Annotated in this window: 1 protein-coding gene; it reads left to right on the forward strand. The window is 46.4% G+C overall.

Features of this window, described 5'->3' with window-relative positions; genetic code table 11:
* Positions 1–25,035, forward strand: a complete 25,035-nt coding sequence (locus AC6R05_RS04280) for a retention module-containing protein (RefSeq protein WP_500646663.1) — start codon at positions 1–3, stop codon at positions 25,033–25,035.
* Positions 25,036–25,061 lie beyond the last annotated feature (26 nt).

Consider the following 25,061-nt stretch of genomic DNA (forward strand, 5'->3'; position numbering starts at 1 on the left):
ATGGATGTCGAAGTTTTGCGTAACGCAGCAGTAGTTAAGCAGGTGAGTGGTGATGTAATCATCATGGATGCAGATGGGACTGCTCGTAAAGCCAAAGTGGGTGATACGATTCGTGAGAATGAGATTGTATTGACACCTAAAGGCGCGAAGTTGGTATTGGTCGACACTTCAGGAGACATACAGGTCGATGAAAACTGTGTCGGCTGTATTGATGAAGTGTTTGCATGGCGAGATGTTCCCGTAGAAGGTGACGTCGAAATAGACTTGACTCAACTTGGCGATGATAGTTTTGGTGTCGACGATATCGCAGCTATTCAAGAAGCAATCTTAGCTGGGGAAGATCCGACGGAAATTTTGGAGGCAACGGCTGCGGGTGGTGCTGGTAGTTCAGCTAACGCAGGCTTTGTCACCATCGATTATAACTATACTGAAACGCAACCTTCGACGTTTTTCGAAACCTCTGCATTGGAGGAAGAGCAAGTTGACGAAGATGACGATGAATTCAGAAGCGACGTTACAGCCTCGACCGGAGGCCAAAGTGTTTCTCAGAGCCTGACCGAGGGCTCTTTGGCACAAGGAACTTATCCTCAAACCGTTTCTACCAATCAACTTATTCAAAGTGGCAGTCTTGACTTAGACCCTAACACTTTTGTGCCAGCTACTGACTCTCTCTCTTCTCTGCTTAGTGAACTTAATAGCGACATTACATCAGGTGGTGTGGCGGTTCAGTTTGTTTATGATGCAAACGAGAATGCGATTGTGGGCACTCAGAACGGTACAGAAGTTCTGCGCGTCGATATCGATACAGTAAGCTCGGGTTCGAATGTCAACTTGACGCTTACTTCTACATTATCTGCTCCTATCGATCATGTTTCTTCAGTAGGTGACGGGCAGGTTTCATACGTTGATAACCAGATTACGCTGACCTTCGATATCGAAGGCGCTGATATTGGTGGTAACGCCATCGAGACACCTATTTCAGCTGGTGTTGCAATTTTTGATGGCGCAGATCCAATTCCCGAGACTGTCACGATTACCAACCCGGAAACCAATACGACCTTGGTTGAGGGGAGTTTTGTTTCTATAGAAAGTGATAGTTTGGCCTCGGTAGCGTTTGATTCTGCGTCGCTTGATCAATTCGATGGTATTTTGAGTGATAACCAGAATACTATCGCTCGACTGTCGGATGATGGTACAGAGATTACTCTGTCTATCTTGGGCCGTGGAGAGGTTGTACTCACGGTTTCAGTTGATACTGATGGCGAGTACCATTTCCAACAGTTCAAACCCATTGAACAGATTAATTCAGACTCTCTTGAATTTTCACTCCCGGTAACAATCACTGACTTCGACCAAGACTCGGCAGTGAGTACATTAAACATCACTATTTCTGATGGTGATCGACCAACGATCAATTCCGTCGACCCAATCTCTGTACAAGAGAGTGGTCTTGCTGGAGGTTCTGAAGAGGGCGTAGGCATTATCACTGGTACGGGTTCAGTGGATTCAGATACTTTTACAAGTGACATCATTGATCACCACGAATTAGAGCCGTTGGAGTTCAATACTGATGGCAGTCTGTTGTCGAACGGCCAACCAGTTTCGTTAGAGTTAATGAGTGAAGTTAACGGGGTAAGAAACTACGAGGGCTTCATCACTCTTGATGGTGTTAGAAGCGTTGTTTTTGAAGTTGCAGTCGATAGTCCAGCTTTGGGCTCTTACGAGTTCACACTACTCGATTCTTTAACGCACCAAGGCTCTCAAGATGCCGAGTTGAGTTTTGAACTGCCTATCTACGCAGTTGATGCGGACGGTGATCGTTCCTCTTTAGCTGGTGGTAGTGGGGACGCTCAACCCGCATTGATTGTGGTGACGGTGGCCGATGATGTTGTCGAGTTGATAGACAACAGCGTATCACTTGATGAGCCAACGCAAGACGGTGAGTCAACGGCTTCTTATAACCTTTTCAACTTCACCGGTGGTGATGGAGCGACGGTACAGTCCTTTGTTTATGACGGCACAACATACAATCTAGATCCAGATCAGGACGAGGCGGTTCAACAAGCGTTTGTGTTTGATGAGGGGACACTCAATGTTGCATTAAACGGGGATGTGACTTTTGTCGTTGCGAGAGACATTGACCATTCAGCAAGCGAGACCATCACTCAAGATATTACATTTAATGCCGTTGATGGTGATGGCGATACAGATTCGGCCTTACTACAAATCTCAATTACTGACGGGCAAATTCCTACCATTAACGACATTCCGAGTGTGTCTTTATTGGAGCCAGATTTGGCTTCGGGCTCTTCACCAACAGGCTCTGATGTTAGTTCAACGCAAACAATTGATTTCACCCCAGGTAGTGACGACGTTACTCGCTTTAGATTGGAGAGTTCAGAGTTTAATACCAGTGGCGCGCTAACATCGAACGGCTTAGTGGTGAGTTTGAAAGAAGAGCCTTCGGACTCAGGTAATTACGTTGGATTTGTGACAGATAGTTCGAATACAGAAGTGCCGGTATTTACGCTCGAGTTTTCAGATTCGACATTGGGTGAATACACTTTCACGCTACTTGACTCTCTAGATCATGCCGATGGTTTGCAGAATAACGACTTATCATTTGACCTTCCCGTTTACGCGGTGGATTCAGATGGCGACGACTCTCTAGGTGCTTCGCTAACTGTGACGATAGGTGATGACCTACAAACCATGCAAAATGGTATTTTGGCCATTCAAGAGCCTAGCTTAGGCGTGTTGGCTCAAGGTATTGTTACGACGGAAACGATCAATGTGCTCCCTATCCAAGGTGCAGATGGGGCATCAATCACTCAGTTTACCTATGATGGTGCAATTCGAACCTTAGATCAGAATGATACTGGCGAGCAGGAGTTCCAATTCCTAGAAGGCTCTCTGTTTGTAACCCTAGATGGAGACGTTCGTTTTGAGCCTAATCGTAATCTCGATCAAACCGATGGTGATATCGTTAAAACGGTTGTGCTGACATCTAGTGATGGCGATGTAGACGTTGACACGGCAACTGTGGTCTTAACAATCACTGATGGCGACGACCCAACCATAGATAATGTACCAAGCGTCACGCTCGATGAGTCTGGATTGATCGATGGTTCAGCGCCAAGTGGTGTCTCTGTTGACTCAAAAAATACTATTTCATTTACTGAAGCGAGTGATGACGTTGCACGTATCGAAGTGGTAGTGGGACAGTTTAACCGCGACGACTCGCTAACCTCTAACGGGCTTATCGTTGAAATTCGCGAGGAGCCAGCAGGGTCAGGTAGTTACTTAGGCTATACGACCGATGTTTCAAACGTAGAAACGTCTGTTTTCACTCTTACTTTTGATCAAACCAATATTGGTGATTTCACCTTCGTATTGCTTGAAGCGTTCGATCATAGGCCTCTACAAGGCAATAACTTACTCTCTTTCGATATTCCTATTTTGGCTGTCGATACGGATGGAGATAAAACCGCTGTAAGCCAGTTGGTTGTTAACATCAATGATGATGTTCAGGTTATGCAAGATGTTGATTTAACAGTGACTGAGCCAAATTTAGCTGACGTTAGCGCTGGAGCTGTGACTACTGGTGTAGTTGATGTGCTTACCGCGCCAAGTGCCGATGGTTCGAGTGTCACTCAATTTACTTACGATGGTACGGTTTACACACTCGACCAAACAGACAGCTCTGAGCAAGAGTTTACCTTCACTGAAGGATCGCTATTCATCACGACTCAGGGGGATGTGCGCTTTGAACCGAACCGAGATTTAGACCATTCAGGTGGTGATATCGTGAAGAGTATAGTGGTGACCTCTAGCGATGGTGATGACGACGTTCTTACCTCGACAGTGACACTGACTATTACCGATGGTGATGTACCAACCATTGACGTGATTCCTCCTGTTTCGCTCTCAGAATTAAGCCTTCCTGATGGCTCTGCGCCAAGTGGTGTGGCGGTGAGTCAAACCGAAACAATCTCTTTCACTAACCAAAGTGATGATGTTGAGCGCTTCAGAATAGCGACCGATGAGTTTAACCCTTCAGGCACGCTGACTTCGAATGGCCTAGCTGTTGAGCTTCGAGAGTTCCCAGCAGACTCTGGTCAATACACAGGATTTACGACTAATGCACTAAATCAAGAGGTCGAAGTATTCACCCTTAACTTTGATGACGTCGTGTTAGGACGTTATACCTTCACACTGCTTGAAGCTCTCGACCATGAAGATGGCTTAGACAACAACAGCCTCAGCTTCGACCTACCGGTTTATACGGTAGACAGCGATGGTGACGATTCGGCGATGTCGCCACTCACCGTGACTATCGAAGATGATGTGCAAGGCATGAGCAATGGCGTCTTAACCATTGAAGAGCCGACAGTCGCGGATCTGGCAGCAGGGGTGGTGACGACAACCACGATTGATGTGATGCCAGAGCAGAGTGCGGATGGCGCGACTATTACTCAGTTCACCTACGACAGTGCTGTTTATACGCTTGACCAAACTGATACGGGCGAGCAAGAGTTTATCTTCACAGAAGGTTCTCTGTTTATCACCCTCGAAGGCGATGTACGTTTTGAGCCAAGCCGCAACCTAGACCATGAATCTGGTCCAATCGTAAAATCGATTGTGGTGACGTCTAGTGATGGTGATGTTGATGTAGAAACCGCGACAGTTCTTCTGACTATTACCGATGGTGACATTCCAACTATTGAATCGGTGCCAAGCGTATCTCTGTCTGAAACGCAACTTGCCGATGGTTCAGCGCCAAGTGGCAGTGCTGTCAGCCAAACTGAGACTATTTCGTTTACTAACCAAAGTGATGATGTTGAGAAGTTCCGACTTGAACCGACCCAGTTCAATACTGGCGGTACCTTAACTTCAAATAACATCGCAGTTGAGCTAAAAGAAGATCCAGTAAACTCAGGAAACTACACTGGCCTTATCAATGACGGCGGTACGGAAATTCCTGTATTTACTCTGAGTTTTTCTGGAACAACCCTTGGTGAATACACCTTCACGCTGCTTGAAGCGTTAGATCATGCCTATGGCCTAGATAACAATGAGCTGACCTTCGATTTGCCTGTCTATGCGGTAGACTCCGATGGTGATGACTCACTGATGTCGCCGTTGTCAGTCACTATTGGTGATGACGTGCAAATCATGGCTAATGGTACGCTCGATATCACTGAGCCAAACTTGGTAGATGGTGTTATGACGACCAATACCATTGATGTGATGACAGCGCAAAGTGCTGATGGAGCGGTGATTACCCAGTTCACTTACGATGGCGGAGCAGCGCAAACCCTAGATCCAGCCATTACTGGTGAGCAGAAGTTCTCGTTCACCGAAGGGGATTTGTACGTCACCATTGAAGGTAATGTGCGTTTCGAGCCAAACCGAGACCTCGACCATGAATCTGGTGATATTGTTAAATCACTTGTGTTTACTTCAAGTGACGGTGATGTCGATGTTGAGACGGCAACGGTAACTCTGACTATTACCGATGGCGATATCCCAACCATTGAATCGGTGCCAAGTATCGCACTAGCAGAAGCAGATTTGGCCGATGGTTCGTCACCAATCGTGGGCGCGGTGAGTCAAACAGAAACTATCTCATTCACCAATCAAAGTGACGATGTCGAGAAGTTCAGATTAGAACCAAATGAGTTCAATACAGATGACTCCTTGAAGTCTGGCGGGTTAGCGATTGATCTTAAAGAAGATCCGGCAGGCTCAGGTAACTACGTTGGATTTACGACTAATGCCTCGAATGTAGAGACACAGATTTTCACTCTCAACTTTAGCGCTGCTACTCTAGGTCAATACACCTTTACATTGTTAGAGAACATCGATCATGAAGATGGTCGTGGCAACAACGATCTAACGTTTGAGCTACCTGTCTACGCAGTCGATACCGACGGCGATGACTCGTTAATGTCACCGCTGTCAGTCACCATTACCGATGATGTTCAAATTATGGCGAGCGGAGCGCTTAACATAGAAGAGCCAACGGCCGCTGATTTGGCTGCGGGTACGCCAACGACTTCTATCTTCGATGTGCTCACTAGCGCAAGTGCCGATGGCGCGAGTGTGACTCAATTTACCTATGATGGTACGGCTTACACGCTTGATCAAAACATAGCGACTGAGCAAGAGTTTACCTTCACGGAAGGCTCACTGTTCATCACTACTCAGGGGGATGTGCGCTTTGAGCCGAACCGAGACTTAGACCACTCGGCTGGCGATATCGTTAAAAATATCGTGGTGACATCGAGTGACGGCGACAATGATGTACTGACTTCTACAGTCACGCTGACAATTACCGATGGTGATGTTCCGACTATTGATGTGATTCCTCCAGTTTCGCTCTCAGAATCAAGCCTTGCTGATGGCTCTGCGCCAAGCGGTGCGGCGGTGAGCCAAACCGAAACCATCTCGTTCATCAACCAAAGTGATGATGTTGAGCGCTTTAGAATCGCAGCTGATGAGTTTAACCCATCAGGCACGGTGACTTCGAATGGCTTGGCTGTCGAACTTCGAGAGTTCCCAGAAGGCTCTGGTCAATACACAGGCTTTACAACTAACGCGTTAAATCAAGAAGTTGAAGTATTTACCATCAACTTTGATGATGCTGTGTTAGGGCGTTACACCTTCACACTGCTTGAAGCTCTTGACCATGAAGGTGGACTCGACAACAACAGCCTCAGCTTCGACCTACCGGTTTATGCAGTTGATAGCGATGGTGATGATTCGGCGATGTCACCGCTTACGGTAACCATTGAAGATGACGTTCAAGGCATGAGCAATGGCGTCTTAACCATTGAAGAGCCGACAGTCGCGGATCTGGCAGCAGGGGTGGTGACCACAACCACGATTGATGTGATGCCAGAGCAGAGTGCAGATGGCGCGACCATTACTCAGTTTACCTACGACAGCAGTGTTTATACGCTTGACCAAACTGACACGGGTGAGCAAGAGTTTATCTTCACCGAGGGTTCCTTGTTTATCACCCTTGAAGGTGACGTCCGCTTTGAACCGAGTCGTAATCTCGACCATGAAGATGGCCCGATCGTGAAGTCGATTATGGTGACGTCTAGCGATGGTGATGTCGACGTCGAAACTGCAACAGTTGTTCTAACCATAACCGATGGCGATATTCCAACCATTGAGTCAGTACCAAGTGTATCTCTGTCTGAAACGCAACTTGCCGATGGTTCAGCGCCAAGTGGCAGTGCCGTCAGTCAAACTGAGACTATTTCGTTTACTAACCAAAGTGATGATGTTGAGAAGTTCCGACTTGAACCGACCCAGTTCAATACTGGCGGTACCTTAACTTCGAATAACATCGCAGTTGAGCTAAAAGAAGATCCAGTCGATTCCGGCAATTATGTTGGCTTTATCAATGACGGTGGCACGGAAGTTCCTGTATTTACACTGAGTTTTTCTGGAACCACCCTTGGTGAATACACCTTCATACTACTGGAAGCGCTAGATCACGCCGATGGATTAGATAACAACGAGTTAACCTTCGATTTGCCTGTCTACGCGGTCGATTCAGATGGCGATGATTCGCTGATGTCACCATTGTCAGTCACCATTGGCGATGATGTTCAAATCATGGCTAATGGTACGCTCGATATCACCGAGCCAAATTTGGCTGACGGAACTGTTACTACCAACACCATTGATGTGATGACGGTGCAAAGTGCTGATGGGGCAGTGATTACCCAGTTCACTTACGATGGCGGAGCAGCGCAAACCCTAGACCCAACGAATGCAGGTGAGCAGAAGTTCACGTTCACTGAAGGGGACTTGTACGTCACCATTGAAGGTAACGTGCGTTTCGAGCCAAACCGAGACCTCGACCATGAATCTGGCGATATCGTCAAATCGCTAGTGTTCGCCTCAAGTGATGGCGATGTTGATGTAGAAACGGCGACGGTCACGCTAACGATTACAGATGGTGATATTCCAACCATTGAATCTGTTCCAAGCGTCACTCTAGCAGAAGCCGGACTGGCGGATGGCTCTTCTCCAATCGTTGGTGCGGTGAGTCAAACGGAAACCATCTCGTTCACCAACCAGAGTGACAATGTTGAGAAGTTCCGATTGGAGCCGGCGGAGTTCAATGCTGACAACTCATTGAAATCGGATGGCTTGATCATAGAACTTCGTGAGGAGCCGACGGGTTCGGGTAACTACATTGGTTTCACAACAGATATCTCGAATGTTGAAACTACTGTCTTCACATTGGATTTCAGCTCAACAACGTTAGGCGAATACACTTTCTCGCTTCTTGAAGCAATCGACCATGCACCTATTCAAGGCAACAATGATCTGACATTCAGCTTGCCAGTTTATGCAGTTGATAGCGACGGCGATGACTCACTCATGGCACCACTGTCTGTGACTATCACTGATGATGTTCAAGTCATGGCGAGTGGTTCGCTTAGCATTGAAGAGCCAACGGTCGCTGACTTGGCAGCAGGTACACCAACGACTTCTGTCTACGATGTGCTCACTAGCGCAAGCGCTGATGGTGCAAGTGTTACTCAGTTCACTTATGACGGTACGACTTACACGCTCGACCAAACGGACAGTTCTGAACAAGAGTTTACCTTCACTGAAGGCTCGTTGTTCATCACCACTCAAGGTGAAGTGCGCTTTGAGCCAAACCGCGACTTAGACCATTCAGCTGGCGATATTGTTAAAAACATCGTGGTGACTTCGAGTGACGGCGATAGTGATAAACTGACCTCTACGGTCACGCTGACCATTACCGATGGTGATATTCCGACTATTGATGTAATACCACCAATTGCATTGTCTGAGTCCAATCTAACAGGCGGCTCCGATCCGACAGGCTCTGCGGTTAGCGACACCAAAGTCATTCAATTTACGAAACAAAGCGATGATGTGGAATCGTTCCGTATTGAGCCAAGTGAGTTTAATACGCTAGGAACTCTGACATCGAATAACTTAGCGGTGCAGATAAAAGAAGACCCTAACAATCCTGGCGATTACATCGGCTTTATTAAAGATGCGTCGGATGTCGAAACCAATGTCTTTACCGTTAGTTTCTCTGATTCGAATCTAGGCCAATACACCTTCACACTGCTTGAAGCCCTCGACCATGAAGATGGTTTAGACAACAACAGCCTAAGCTTCGACCTACCTGTTTATGCGGTTGATAGCGATGGTGATGATTCGGTAATGTCGCCACTCACTGTGACTATCGAAGATGATGTTCAAGGCATGAGCAATGGCGTTTTGAATATCGAAGAGCCGACAGTCGCGGATCTGGCAGCAGGGGTGGTGACCACAACCACGATTGATGTGATGCCAGAGCAGAGTGCGGATGGCGCGATTATTACTCAGTTCACCTACGACAGTGCTGTTTATACGCTTGACCAGAATGATTCAGGCGAGCAAAAGTTTATTTTTACTGAAGGCTCTCTATTCATCACGTTAGAGGGTGATGTGCGCTTTGAGCCAAGCCGCAACCTCGACCATGAATCTGGCCCAATCGTGAAATCGATTATGGTGACGTCTAGCGATGGTGATGTCGACGTCGAAACTGCAACAGTTGTTCTGACCATCACTGATGGTGATATCCCAACCATCGAGTCGGTACCAAGTGTATCTCTGTCTGAAACGCAACTTGCCGATGGCTCTGCGCCTAGTGGAAGCGCAGTGAGTCAAACTGAGACTATCTCGTTTACTAACCAAAGTGATGATGTAGAGAAGTTCCGACTTGAACCGACCCAGTTCAATACTGGCGGTACATTAACTTCGAATAACATCGCGGTTGAACTTAAAGAAGAACCAGTAGATTCAGGCAACTACACTGGCTTTATCAATGATGGTGGCACGGAAGTTCCTGTATTCACTTTGAGGTTCTCAGGGACAACCCTTGGAGAATATACCTTTACGCTGCTGGAAGCGTTAGATCATGCCGATGGATTAGATAACAACGAGCTGACCTTCGACTTGCCAGTTTATGCGGTCGACTCAGATGGCGATGACTCATTGATGTCGCCGTTGTCAGTCACTATTGGTGATGATGTGCAAATCATGGCTAATGGTACGCTCGATATCACCGAGCCAAATTTGGCTGACGGAAATGTTACTACCAACACCATTGATGTGATGACGGCACAAAGTGCTGATGGGGCAGTGATTACCCAGTTCACTTACGATGGCGGCGCAGCGCAAACCTTAGATCCAACCATTACCGGTGAGCAGAAGTTCACGTTCACTGAAGGAGACTTGTACGTCACCATCGAAGGTAATGTGCGTTTCGAGCCAAACCGAGACCTCGACCATGAAGATGGCGATATTGTTAAATCACTCGTGTTCGCTTCGAGCGATGGCGATGTTGATGTAGAAACCGCGACGGTGACGCTAACGATTACAGATGGTGATATCCCGACTATTGAATCTGTTCCAAGTGTCACTCTAGCGGAGGCAGGACTTGCAGATGGCTCTTCTCCAATCGTTGGTGCGGTGAGTCAAACGGAAACCATCTCGTTCACCAACCAGAGTGACAATGTTGAGAAGTTCCGATTGGAGCCGGCGGAGTTCAATACAGACAATTCACTCAAGTCAGAAGGTTTGATCATTGAGCTTCGCGAAGAACCAACCGGTTCGGGCAGCTACATTGGTTTCACCACGGACATCTCAAATGTTGAAACTACTGTCTTCACATTGGATTTCAGCTCAACAACGTTAGGCGAATACACCTTCACGCTTCTTGAAGCGATTGACCACGCACCGATTCAAGGTAACAACGACCTCACGTTTGAGCTACCTGTCTATGCAGTTGATAGCGACGGCGATGATTCATTAATGTCGCCGCTGTCAGTGACCATCACTGATGATGTTCAAGTCATGGCGAGCGGTGCGCTTAGCATAGAAGAACCTACGGTAGCTGATTTAGCTGCAGGTACGCCGACAACATCAATCTTCGATGTATTGACCGCTCCAAGCGCTGATGGCGCGAGCGTGACTCAATTTACCTATGACGGTACAGCTTACACGCTTGACCAAAATATAGCGACTGAGCAAGAGTTTACCTTCACTGAAGGTTCACTGTTCATCACCACTCAAGGCGAAGTGCGTTTCGAGCCGAACCGAGATTTAGACCACTCGGGTGGCGATATTGTTAAGAGCATTGTGGTGACCTCTAGCGATGGTGATACCGACGTTCTGACCTCAACGGTGACATTAACGATTGTCGATGGTGATGTTCCAATTATTGATGTAATTCCTCCTGTGTCGCTCTCAGAATCAAGCCTTGTTGATGGCTCCGATCCGACAGGCTCTGCGGTTAGCGACACCAAAGTCATTCAATTTACTAACCAAAGCGATGATGTGGAATCGTTCCGTATTGAGCCAACTGAGTTTAATACGTTAGGAACTCTGACGTCGAATAACTTGGCGGTTCAGATCAAAGAAGACCCGAACAATGCTGGCGAGTACATCGGTTTTGTTAAAGATGCGTCGGATGTTGAAACCAACGTCTTTACCATTAGTTTCTCTGATACAAATCTAGGCCAATACACCTTTACGTTGCTTGAAGCGCTCGATCATGAAGATGGTTTAGACAACAACAGCCTCAGCTTCGACCTACCTGTTTATGCGGTTGATAGCGATGGTGATGATTCGGCAATGTCACCACTCACCGTGACGATCGAAGATGATGTTCAAGGTATGAGTAACGGCATCTTGACCATCGAAGAGCCGACAGTCGCCGAACTGGCAGCCGGGGTGGTGACCACAACCACAATTGATGTGATGCCAGAGCAGAGTGCCGATGGCGCGACTATTACCCAGTTCACCTATGACAGCAATGTTTACACGCTTGACCAAACTGACACTGGCGAGCAAGAGTTTATCTTCACCGAAGGGGCATTGTTTATCACCCTTGAAGGTGACGTGCGCTTTGAGCCAAATCGTAATCTTGACCATGAATCTGGTCCAATAGTGAAATCGATTGTGGTGACGTCTAGTGATGGCGATGTGGACGTGGAAACCGCAACGGTCACTCTAACCATTACTGATGGTGATATTCCAACCATCGAATCCGTACCAAGTGTGTCGCTATCGGAAACGCAGCTTGCCGATGGCTCTGCGCCAAGTGGTAGTGCGGTGAGCCAAACTGAGACTATTTCATTCACTAACCAGAGTGATGATGTAGAGAAGTTCCGACTTGAGCCTACCCAGTTCAATACTGGCGGCACATTAACTTCGAATAACATCGCAGTTGAGCTAAAAGAAGATCCAGTCGATTCCGGCAATTATGTTGGCTTTATTGATGACGGCGGAACGGAAGTCCCTGTATTTACCTTGAGCTTCTCTACAACCACACAGGGAGAATACACCTTCACACTACTGGAAGCGTTGGACCATGAAGATGGATTAGATAAGAACCAACTGACCTTCGATTTACCTGTCTACGCGGTCGATTCAGATGGTGATGACTCACTGATGTCGCCACTGTCAGTCACTATCGGTGATGACGTTCAAATCATGGCGAACGGTACGCTCGATATCACCGAGCCTAATTTGGCCGATGGTACGGTGACCACCAACACCATTGATGTGATGACGGCGCAGAGTGCTGATGGGGCGATGATTACCCAGTTCACTTACGATGGCGGAGCAGCGCAAACCTTAGACCCAACTATTACAGGTGAGCAAGAGTTTACCTTCACCGAAGGTTCCGTGTTCGTGACCATTGAAGGTAATGTGCGCTTCGAGCCAAACCGAGATCTCGACCATGAATCCGGAGATATCGTCAAATCGCTAGTCTTCACCTCAAGTGATGGTGACGTTGATGTCGAAACGGCGACGGTGACACTTACGATCACCGATGGTGATATCCCGACTATTGAATCCGTGCCAAGCATCGCTCTTGCGGAAGCAGATTTAGCTGATGGCTCGTCACCAATTGTTGGTGCAGTAAGCCAAACCGAAACCATCTCGTTTACCAACCAAAGTGATGATGTTGAGAAGTTCCGCTTAGAGCCAAGTGAGTTTAATGCAGATAACTCACTCAAGTCAGGTGGCTTGATCATTGAGCTTCGCGAAGAGCCAACAGGGTCGGGTAACTACATTGGCTTCACTACCGACATCTCTAATGTTGAAACTACCGTCTTTACATTGGATTTCAGCTCAACAACGTTAGGCGAATACACGTTCACGCTTCTTGAAGCTATTGACCACGCACCGATTCAAGGTAACAACGATCTGACGTTCAGCTTGCCGGTTTATGCTGTTGATACCGACGGCGATGATTCTCTCATGTCACCGTTGTCTGTCACCATAACCGATGATATTCAATCATTGGTTGCTGGTTCTATGACGGCTAAAGAGCCATCTACAGGCGTTGAAACTTCCAATACGATTGATCTAATGCCTGATAGTAGTGCGGATGGAGGAACACTGACGAGCTTCAGCTATGATGGAGAAGCGCTTCAAACACTAAATCAAAATGTGGCGGGGGAGCAGTCGTTCATTTATGACGAGGGCACGCTGTTTGTCTCTATTGACGGTAGCATGCGCTTTGAGCCTGTATCCGATTTGGACCATTCAAGTGGCAACATTGTAAAAACTATTATTGTTAACTCAGAGGACGGAGACGGGGATATTGTTAGTACCTCCGTATCGGTGACGATTGAAGATGGCGATGCCCCAGTTATCGACCTTATCCCTGATGTTGCGCTAAATGAAGCGAACTTGAGTGATGGTTCTGCGTCAACAGGTACGCCGGTAAGCGAAACCAAAGTCATAACCTTCACTGAGGGCAGTGATGACGTCACGCACTTTAGAGTTGATACCGCCAATTTCAATACATTGGGAGCTCTGAAGTCGAATGGCCTTGCCGTTGAAATCAAAGAACAGCCAACGGATTCAGGCAACTATGTCGGCTTTGTTACTGACGCGTCAAATGTTGAGACCAATGTTTTCACGCTTGAGTTTTCAGACAGCAACATAGGTCAATACACATTCACACTCTTGGAAGCGTTAGACCACGCAAATGCAAGCCTTGCCAATACTTTAGACTTCGATATTCCCGTGATAGCGGTTGACGCTGATAACACGGACTCCGCATCGTCTTCTCTGAACGTGACAGTTACCGATGACTTGCAACAGACTCAAGACCGTACGTTAAGCATTGTTGAACCGGTGACGACGTCTGGTGCTGGAGGGCCACCGTCAACGGGTATTGTAGATGTGATGCCAACAGACAGTGCAGATGGCGCAACGGTCACTCAGTTTATGTACGGTACTGACGGACCGTTCGTCTTAGACCAAACGAACTTCACTGAACAAGAGTTTGCCGTTTCAGATGGGAAACTGTTCGTTAAGTTAGACGGTTCTGTGCGATTCGAGCCAGACCGAAATCTCGACCACTCTGGTGGTGATATCGTTCGCACCATTACTGTTACCACAAGTGACTTTGATAAAGATGTCGAAACAGCGACGGTGACGCTAACTATTACGGATGGTGTTGATCCTGTCATCAATATTGTGCCAGACGTTTACTTGTCAGAAGTGAACCTAACCGACGGCTCGATGCCAAGCTTGGGACCGGTGAGTTCAACACATACCATCACTTATACCGAAGGAAGTGACAATTTCAGCCATTTCCGTATCGACACCAACGAATTTAACTTTGGTGGCTTGCTGAAATCGAACGGCTTAGTTGTGGCACTGAAGGAGGATCCTGCAGATTCAGGAACTTACATTGGATTTACGGCTGACGGTTTAGGTAATGAAACAGATGTCTTCACGATAAGCTTCGATAGTGTTAATAAAGGGCAATTCACGATTACCTTGTTGGAAGCGCTCGATCACCTGAATGGTCTAAATTACAACGACCTTAATTTCCGCCTACCAATTTACGCGGTTGATACCGATGACTCTGAGTCGACAAGACGTGATATTGTGGTAACGATTGAAGATGACATTCAGCAAATGCAGGATGGAATTTTAACGATCACTGAGCCAACTTCAGGCACACCAACAACGGCAACGGTTGATGTGATGCCGCTACCAAGTGCCGATGGTGCGACCATCACTGAGTTTACCTACGGTGGTGGGGTAGCAATCTCGCTTAATCAGAATATTACTGGTGAACAAGAGTTTACCTTCACGGAAGGTTCACTGTTTGTCACTTTAGATGGTGATGTGAGATTTGAGCCAAATAGAAACCTTGATCACTCAGGTGGGAACATTGTCAAAGATATCGTGTTCACCTCTTCAGACTTTGATAACGATGTCTTCATGTCGAGTGTTCGATTGACCATCATTGATGGTGAAGACCCAGAACTGAATGTGGTTCCTGGCGTCAACTTATCTGAAAGTAACCTATCTGATGGCTCCTCTCCAGACTCGAACTTAGTTAGTGAAACCAATACCATCACAACATTTGCTAGTAGTGACGACATTGCGAAGATTATTGTCAATACGTCGTTGTTTAATGTTGGTGGGACGATTAAATCAAATGGGTTGGTGGTAGATCTACGAGAAGACCCAGTAAATTCGGGCGACTATTTGGCGTTTACCACGGTATCACCGGGCGTCGAAGTCCCTATTTTCACTTTAACGTTTGATGATTCAATTCCAAGCAAATATACCTTCACGCTTCTGGAGCATTTGGATCACCCAGATGGCGATGGAAACAACGAGATTCGCTTTGACTTATCGGTTCGCGCTCAAGACACTGACGGTGACATTTCGGACCCTAAACCACTTGAAGTTATCATTGGTGATGATGTTCAGGTAATGCAGTCAGGGGATCTAACAGTCACCGAGCCTACTACAGGTACTGTGACTAGCGATGTGTTTGAAAGCATAACGGGGCCAAGTGCAGATGGTTCAACAGTCATTGGGTTTACTTATGATGGCGGAGCAGAGCAGTTACTGGATCAAAACGATACTGGTGAGCAAGCGTTTGTTTACCCTGAAGGGACACTGTATATCAAGTTGAATGGTGATATTCGCTTCGAGCCAAACAGAAATCTAGACCATGAAAATGGCGACATCATTAAGGACATCGTTGTGAACTCTCGAGACCAAGATCTCGACCCAGAAGACGCAACCGTTAGGTTAATCATTAGTGATGGCGCACCACCAACGATCAATCTTATTCCGCCAGTAAGCTTGAGTGAAGTTAACTTAGCCGATGGTTCTTCCCCAAGTTTACCAGTGAGTGACACCAAGCAGATCACGTTCACAGCAGGGAGTGATGACGTCAGCTACTTCCGTATTGAGACGACTGAATTCAATGATAACGGGGCGCTTAAATCCAATGGACTCTCCATTCAATTGAAAGAGGATCCTTCGGTTTCTGGTGGCTATATAGGTTTTACTACAGAAGATCCTGTTAATGGACCTGAAGTCGAAATCTTTAAAATTAGTTTCTCTACTACCGTATTAGGAGAGTACACCTTTACACTGCTGCAAGAGATCGATCATGCTGATGTGCAGGGCAATAATGATCAAATCTTTACCTTACCCGTTTACGCTGTTGATACTGACGAAACCGACTCTGCGATGACACCGCTGAGTGTCACGATTACCGATGACGTACCTGAAATAACAGATACAGGTGTTGGCAGTACCTTTGTCGTTGATGAAGAGGATATTGGTGACCCAACACAGGCAACTGGCTCTTTTGTTACAACGGAAGGTGCAGACCAGGTCGATGCTTACGAACTTCGCAATATAGCCGCTGTGGAAGCGATACTTTCATCTGGTGATGAAGATATTGAGATCGAAGAGATAACTGGCGCGGCTAATACAACGACTTACCAAGGTGCTACAGAGTCGGGTACTCCAATCTTTACTCTAGTATTGACCAATGATGGCGATTATACGTTTACCCTACTAGGGCCACTAAATCATGCCGCTAATTCAGATTCGTTAACCATACCTTTCGACGTGGTAGCGGTCGATGGTGATGGTGATGATTCAAACCAATACCGATTACCAATAGAAGTGCTGGATGATGGTCCAACAATGACGGCTCCGACTGGAGAAACCGTGGTTGATGAAGACGATTTAGCTACTATTGGTTCGGACACATCGCAAACAGAAGACACCATTATTAATGGCTTATTCACGATTGATGAGGGTGCCGACGGAGTTGTTCTTTATGAATTGGTAAACCCTGACGCAGTGTTAACTGGGCTGACCTCGGAAGGCGAAAGCTTAGAGTGGTTAGCAGTTGTTGAAAGCGGCACAACATTTACCTATACCGCGCAAACAGAGACAAGCAACGAAGCTGTGTTTGAGATTGTGTTTGATACCAGCGACAACAGTTATCAGTTTGAACTGTTTAAACCGCTCAAGCATTCGGATGCGGACGGTGAAAACAGCATTCCATTGAACTTCTCTGTAATAGCCGAAGATTTCGATGGGGATCAGTCTAACGCTATCGCGCTTAACCTATCCGTTACAGATGATGTTCCTCTTGTGACGACTCAATCTATCACTCGCCTTGAAGGGCAGAACTATAGTGGCTCAAAAGTGAATATGTTTGCGACTGCGACGGACACTGGTGCTGATGGAGCCGTGCTTACGCAAATAGAGGGTACGTCTGATGGCGATACTGGCATCGTTTTCCGCAGAAGGCCGAGTGACACAGAAAGTGATACCTATGATCTTAACTCAGGTCGTCAACAGGTCCGTGTTTATGAACAGGAATATGATGCCGGCGGTAATGTCATAGACGAAAGAGAGTTGGGGCGCTTGCGTATCAACTCTAATGGTGAAGTTGAGTTCAGAGCCAATAGTTATCTTGAACACGATGGCGATGAGATTAACTTCTCCATCAACGTTATAGCAACAGATGGTGATTTAGATACTTCTGAAACCCCGTTAGATATCACTATTGTTGATCGCGATTCAACGGCTGTTTCATTGAAAGTGACGACTACTGAGGATATAGGTCGTGACTCTTCAATTGTTTACGCTACTGGTAGTGAACCGACGGGAGGTGACGAAAATACCTTTGATAATCAAGACGGTCTGCCTGACACGCCAGCTAAGGTCGAATTGCAGGTTAACTTTTATGACCGAGATAACAATGAAGACATTGGTCAACTGAAGATTTTCGACAATACCAACCACAGAGGTACCTTCTATTACTACGATGGGGCAGAGTATGTCAAATTGGCGGAAGACGTCGACGGTAATTTCATTCTAGACGGTGCAGATATAACACGAACTCTTGTGCCTGCGGTATATGATCCAGACAATCCAAGCGATACGATTGCGACTATCAATAACCTCTACTTCGTCCCTGACAGAAACTTCAGTACAGGCAATGGTGGCGTTAGAATTAATTATGAGTTAGAGATCGACAACAACGGTGCACCCGATCATACCGTAAGCTCTAACTTTAGAATTGAAATAGAAGCGGTGGCCGATGAGGCTGAATGGGATGATGCAAATAGCACATTCACTTACCGCCCTGACACTGACAATATGAACCAAGATATACCAGTGACGGAGGATGGAAATACTATCACTCTCAATCTTGAGGCGGACTCTCAAGATACTTCGCGCCCTGAGACGATTACATATGAGTTAAAAATCGTTCCACCTACGACCGTAAGTGACTTTAGGTTACTAGACAGTGCTGGTGATGAGATCCAACCGGATGCGAATGGGCTTTATATTATTGAAGCCGCAGACATTAACAGTACTATCGTGGATCCTAGCGACAACTTCTCAGGCACCATTAGTTTTGAAGCCGTCGCCATAACAATGGAGAACCGTAATCCATTTGACGATAGCGATAATGCAAATGTCAACGACAAAACTACAGCTAGATCGGAAGTGCGGATACTTACGATAGACGTGTTACCTGATGCAGATTTAGGCACGTTAAGCGTGAATCGTAAAACCATCAATGAAGATAATATTCTCGACCCAGATACTGTTGGTGATCCTAGTAATAGAGTTGCGTTTACACTTGATGAAGTGATTACTATGACGCCATCGGTGGATGCGGATGGTTCTGAAACTTTGTATGTGAGAATCAACAATATCACGGAAGGCGCCGAGCTTTACGAGTTAGGAACCAACAACGTTATCCCAACGGTGACAATTGATGGCGTCGATTATCAAGAGATTCTTTATTCTGAACTTGACCAAGTAGAAGTGATACCTAAAGAGCACAGCAATGAAGACTTTAGCTTTGATGTCTTAGGTGTCGTAAAAGATACAGCTTCACTTTCAACTGGTTCAGAAACAGATGAAGTAACCTTTGGGCCGAAGAAGGTTAATGTTGAAGTGATTGGTGTTGCTGACGTGCCATTTGGTGGAACTAACGGGACCGATTGGGAAGAGTTTACCGATGGAGGCGTGAGTGGGGTACAAACCATAATCCAAGAGAGCCAAAATGGTGATAGCTTCGCAGTTCTTGATTTCACGGTGTTGTCTGGTGAGCGAAGACCAGATAATCCTGCTGATGCCCCACTTGCAGGTGATGGTTCAGAATCGATAACTGTTATTCTATCCGGTATCCCAGATGGTGTGGTCATCGAAGACGGCGATGGTACGGTTATAGATCTTAACTTTGTTGGTTATGAAGAAGATGGCAGTGGTAATCCTGATCTTGATAAACCCATCTATGAAGCAAACATTACTGAAGCGGGCGTAACGTCAGGCATCATCATTCGTCCTGTCGACTCATCGACCGAGAATATTCATATTCAAGGGCGAATCGTCGTTACAGAGAACGACGGCCACACCTTAACATTTGACCAAGAAGTACGAGTATTGGTTGAACCGAGAATCGACACCTCTGCGACTTATAGCAACACCACAACTGGTGACGAAGATACGGCTATCAATATCGATTGGCATCCGCAAGGTGTTGATTACATTGATGACGATGAACATTTCACTTCCATTACCATCAATGGTATTCCAACGGGTGTTGTCGCGGTAGTGAATGGTGATGTCACAGTCGATTCGAGCACACCCGGAACGCTAGTTATCACACCGAAAGACTCCTCACAAACACCAGAGCAATTTACTCAGATTGCTTTGGCGAATGACTTTATCCAAATGACACCGCCACAAAACTCGAGCGTAGACTTTACGCTAACAACTGTCTTGGAAATGGAGGAAAGAGATTTCGAGTATACCGACGATGCTATTGTTGGTGAGGGCGGCCGAGTGGTGGCTAACCCAGCAATTGAGGGCACCATTACAGTGCAAGTTGTGCCAGTTGTGGAACCTGAAGATCCCGATGGAGATGGAACTGACGATAACTATATCGTGTTCTCCAATGAAAACGGCAGTGGTGAATTGGGAACGATTAGCACGAATACGGGAGTTATCAAATTCACTACGAATAGTGATAACTCTGCAACTAGTGGCGAGTACGTTATTCGTTACAAAGAAGATGATGTCTCTCCTGAGTTTCCTATCAACGAAGTCATTAACGAAGTTGTCATTCAGTTGACGACTACGACTAACGGCACATTGCCAGACGAAGTGTTGAGTCAACTGCTTGTCACTGGTGCTGTGTATGAGGGTGATGGTCGCTGGGTGGTAACAGATGAAGATGCGTTTACGATTAGCGCACCTGAAGGCTTAGATCTCACTGCACCATATGATGATGGTATAGATACCAACACTAGCAGCATCAAAATGACGGTGTTTACTCAAGTCGAAGACTTAGGGGACGAACTTAACGATCAAGATTCTGCAATAGAACGACGACAAGGTGAAGTGACGTTAACCTTCCCTGAAGATATTGCGGGAGGAGGAGAAATTGCTTCTGATATCGCTGCGACTCCGAACCAAACAATCGATGCAGTTGAAGATACTCAACTCATGCTTGGTGACGCGCTTGAAAGTATTATTAGCTTCAGTGGTGGCGATGCATTTAATGACCAAATCACTATCGTTATTGATGACACCGTGGTTGTTAACCCAGGAGGTCCTGACGAAACAACCATAAATATAAGCATTGGTGGTAGTGGTGAGATTGATTTCGTTAACGGCGAGTATGTATATCAGTCCACTTTGGTACAAGGTGTAACGCCAGACTTCTCTGATTTGGTATTGAATTTACCTGCAAATTATTCAGGTGACTTTGACTTGCCGTTTACGGTGATCACCAAAGACTTGATATCAGGTGATGAGAATGTACTTGATACCAGCGCCATCATTAAAGTCTCTGCAGTAACCGATGTAGCGCCAAGTATCTCTGTCGATATCACGGGTTCTTTGGATGACTCGTTGAACCCTGTCGATATCGATGGTCAACCGGGCGCTGAAGCTGTGGGTTACGAAGATACCTATATCGTGCTCGATTTCTCTGGTTCGGTTGCGGACCAAGTCAATGGTGTTGAAGGCGGTGATGAACGTTTCACCGATATCACGTTAACGTTAACAGACACAACCAATGGCGAATTCTACAGTGATACTGGAACGCCATTGGGCACATCTATATCCTTCACCGAAAGTGAAATTGAAAACGGTGCCTTGTCAGGTGTGCTGTTTAGACCGAAAGAAAACTTCCCGACTTATGATGACGTCAATGGTGTTGATGTCAGCACTGTGAGCGTTACTGTCAGTGGGAATATTCTCGATACGGCAACGTTCAATGAAGGTGGTCCAAGTACCACAGAAGATGCGACAAGCGAGTCTTTCTCAACGGTGGTGAGTTTCGATGTTGTTCCTGTGGTGGATGATGTTCAAATTACAGGGCCAGGCAGTGACCCTGATATCATCGAAATCACAGGTACCGAAGATCAGGAGATATCACTTGCTGGCTCAAGTCCTGTATCGATTGCATTGACTGACCTAGACGGTTCGGAAGAATTTGTCTCTATCAAATTCACCGATGTGCCTGATGGTTTCCAATTTAGAGTCGATAGCGGCTCTGACTTTACCGTTAAGAATAATGGCGGAGGCGTGTGGAGTGTTCAACTGCCATCGAGCGTGTCGAATTCATTTGATTTGAGTGAAGTATCGGTACTACCTCCGAAAGACTTCAGCGGTACTTTTGAATTTGGCGTTGAAGTCTTTACGCAAGAGTCTCTGCTTGGTGTACCAACCAACGCAGGTACGCTGCCGAAGTTCCAAGTACATGTATTGCCAGTAGGGGACGATATTGATACGGATCCAACGGACTCTGTTTCTGGTAATGAAGGTGAGAATATCGATATAGAGATTAACGCGACTATTCTAGACAACGCATTTTCGGCAACAGGAAGCGGGACTTATACAGAAAACGATCACGAAACAATTCGAGTTGTTGTCAGTAACGTTCCTTCAGATGCTTCAATTTTGTATCCAGATGGAACGTCGCTTGGCACTTATGATGCGGGCACTGACACTTGGACACTAGATGTAGATGCAACAGAACTCGATAAGATCGTATTTAATTCTGGTGAACATAACTCCGATGACGGTAACGCACTTGGTATTGATGCACCGTTGTCTATTTCTGTGCGTGCAGTGGATACGGATGCTGACAACACCGAGTATTTAGGCGCGGAAACAATTTTTGATGTGGATTTGGTGATTGATCCAATCAATGACCAACCAACCTTCGTCAATATTGAAAATTTAGAGACTCCAGAAGATACGTCTATCGCCCTTAGTGATGTGTCTGGTTTCAAAATTGAAGATCCAGATGCCGTCTATGATGACCCAAGTGCGATATATACACTAACGTTATCGGTTGACCAAGGCTCGTTGAGCTATACCACCTCTACGGGAGTAACCTCAACACCAACAATGGGCACCTCGATCATTCTCTCTGGCACCCTAGCCAATATCAATAATGCTCTGGACAATGGTAGCGTTAGATTTGAATTAGGTGCTGATGAGAATTACTTGAATCAGGGAGGTGTAGCTACCGTCACCGCTGAATTAAATGACGGTGGTAATAATGGATCGCTGGGCCCGCTTACTAATGTATCCACATTTGAAATTAAGGTTACCGAGGTTAATGACGACCCTGTTGCGACGGATGTCGACTTAGGCTCAATATCAGAAGAAGGCCAAGTAACGATCATCGAAGCCGATCTTCTAGCTGCATCTTCGGACTTGGAGAATCACAACCTGCAGATCACTGATTTAGTGATTACTCAAGGTAGCGGTACGCTGCAACGTTTTGAGAATGTAGGGGGAGTCGATAACTCAGGTATCTCAGGGCCTTTCTGGGTGTTTACCGGTGCTGATGACTTCAATGGTGATGTTAAGTTTGACTACACCGTTCAGGATGATGGTACAACCAATGGTGTCGCGGATCCGAAAACAGACACCGCTGAATTGAGTTTGGTTGTTACGTCAGTTAATGATAAGCCAATCGCTGGTGATGTTGATTTGGGTACCATTGATGAAGGCGATAAGATCATTATTAAAGCATCAGATTTGATTGCCGCATCGAGCGATCCCGAAGGGGACAACCTGACAGTAACAAATGTCAGTCTCACATCAGGCCAAGGTCAGTTGCAGTACTTCGAAAATATTGGCGGTGCTAATCCAGCGATTACAGGCCCATATTGGGAGTTCGAGGCAAATGACGAATATGATGCAATCAGTGGCGATATTAGTTTTACCTACACTATTCAAGATGACGGACAAACTAATGGCGTTGATGACTTCTTAACAGATAGCGGAACATTGAGCTTAACGGTAACGGGTGTTAATGATTCACCTGTTATTAACGGTGACAATGTCACGTCAGTCATAGATGAAGATGTCGACCAGTTGATTAGTGGTATTAGCGTCGCAGACCCAGATTATGTTGGTCTTCATGCGGGTGATTTTATGACCGTCACCTTGAGTGTCGATTTTGGTACTTTATCAGCGACGTTACCGGGCTCGACGACTGTAACAGTGAGTGGGCAGGGTACTAGCTCGATTATGCTGGAAGGGACACCTGCCGACATCAACGATATCCTCAACACACCATCCAATCCTGTTGGAGTGTTTGTGAATACGCAATACATTCCATCGAATAGTATTAACCTGCAGGTTGTAGCGGAAGACAGCGGCAACCCATCTGGCATTATCATCGAAACCCCACCAGAAGAGTTTACGATTCAGGTAACACCGGTCGCGAATACACCGAGTTTGTCTATCGACCCTGCAATGAACTATGTTCGCAATATTACCGCAAGCCAAACGGCGAGCGCGAGTGGTATTCCTTTGGTTGGTATTGTGGCGGCGTTGGCTGACATCAATGAAGTTCTGACATTGAATATCAAAGATGTGCCGGCAGGTGCTTCCGTGGTTAGCAGTGCGGGTACAGTCACCCTTAATGCTGGTGTATGGACAGCATCCGCCGATGCGATTGATAGCCTAAAAATTGTCGACCTTCCTGAAGATGCAACACCGCACACTATCAAGCTGGAGGCGGTTTCATCGGAGTTGGATGACATGAATATGGTGATATCTCCAGGGGCAACATCCTCAGAGATAGACCTCAATCTGACGATTGTCGCGGATGCAACTGACATCGATTTAAGTGCGACAGCGGATGATGTCCAGCTACTTGGCGATGGCGGTAATGCGGTTCTTGAAGCGGGGAGTGGTGATGATCTTATCGAGGGAGGCAGTGGTAACGATGAACTGATTGGCGGTGATGGCAATGATACCTTAATCGGTGGTGATGGTTTCGACATCCTCACCGGTGGCGATGGTATGGACTCGTTCGTTTGGCTCAATATTCAAGATGGAGTTGAGGACACGATTACCGACTTTGATTTATCGGAAGGGGATAACATAGATCTGAGAGAAGTGTTGCCTGAGCTTCAAAACACTACGCTAGATATGGCAGTACTGCTGCAACAGATAGATGCAAAAGTTGTAGACGTTAATAATATAGAGCTAACGATAAACCCAGATGGTATGGGCACTACACAACAAGTGATCGTGGTGGAGGATCTTGCTCCGCAACTGACACTCGCCAGTACCATGCCTGATGACATCTTAGATGCGCTAGTACAGCAGAACGTGATTATTCATGGCTAAAGGCCAACCTTTATAGGAGAAACGCC

Source organism: Vibrio sp. R11-SG3-ISO9 (genome assembly GCF_059834255.1).

Bases quoted from the DNA above. Each gene is read 5' to 3' on its own strand.
- AC6R05_RS04280 (WP_500646663.1), top strand. From the start codon at position 1: ATGGATGTCGAAGTTTTGCGTAACGCAGCAGTAGTTAAGCAGGTGAGT.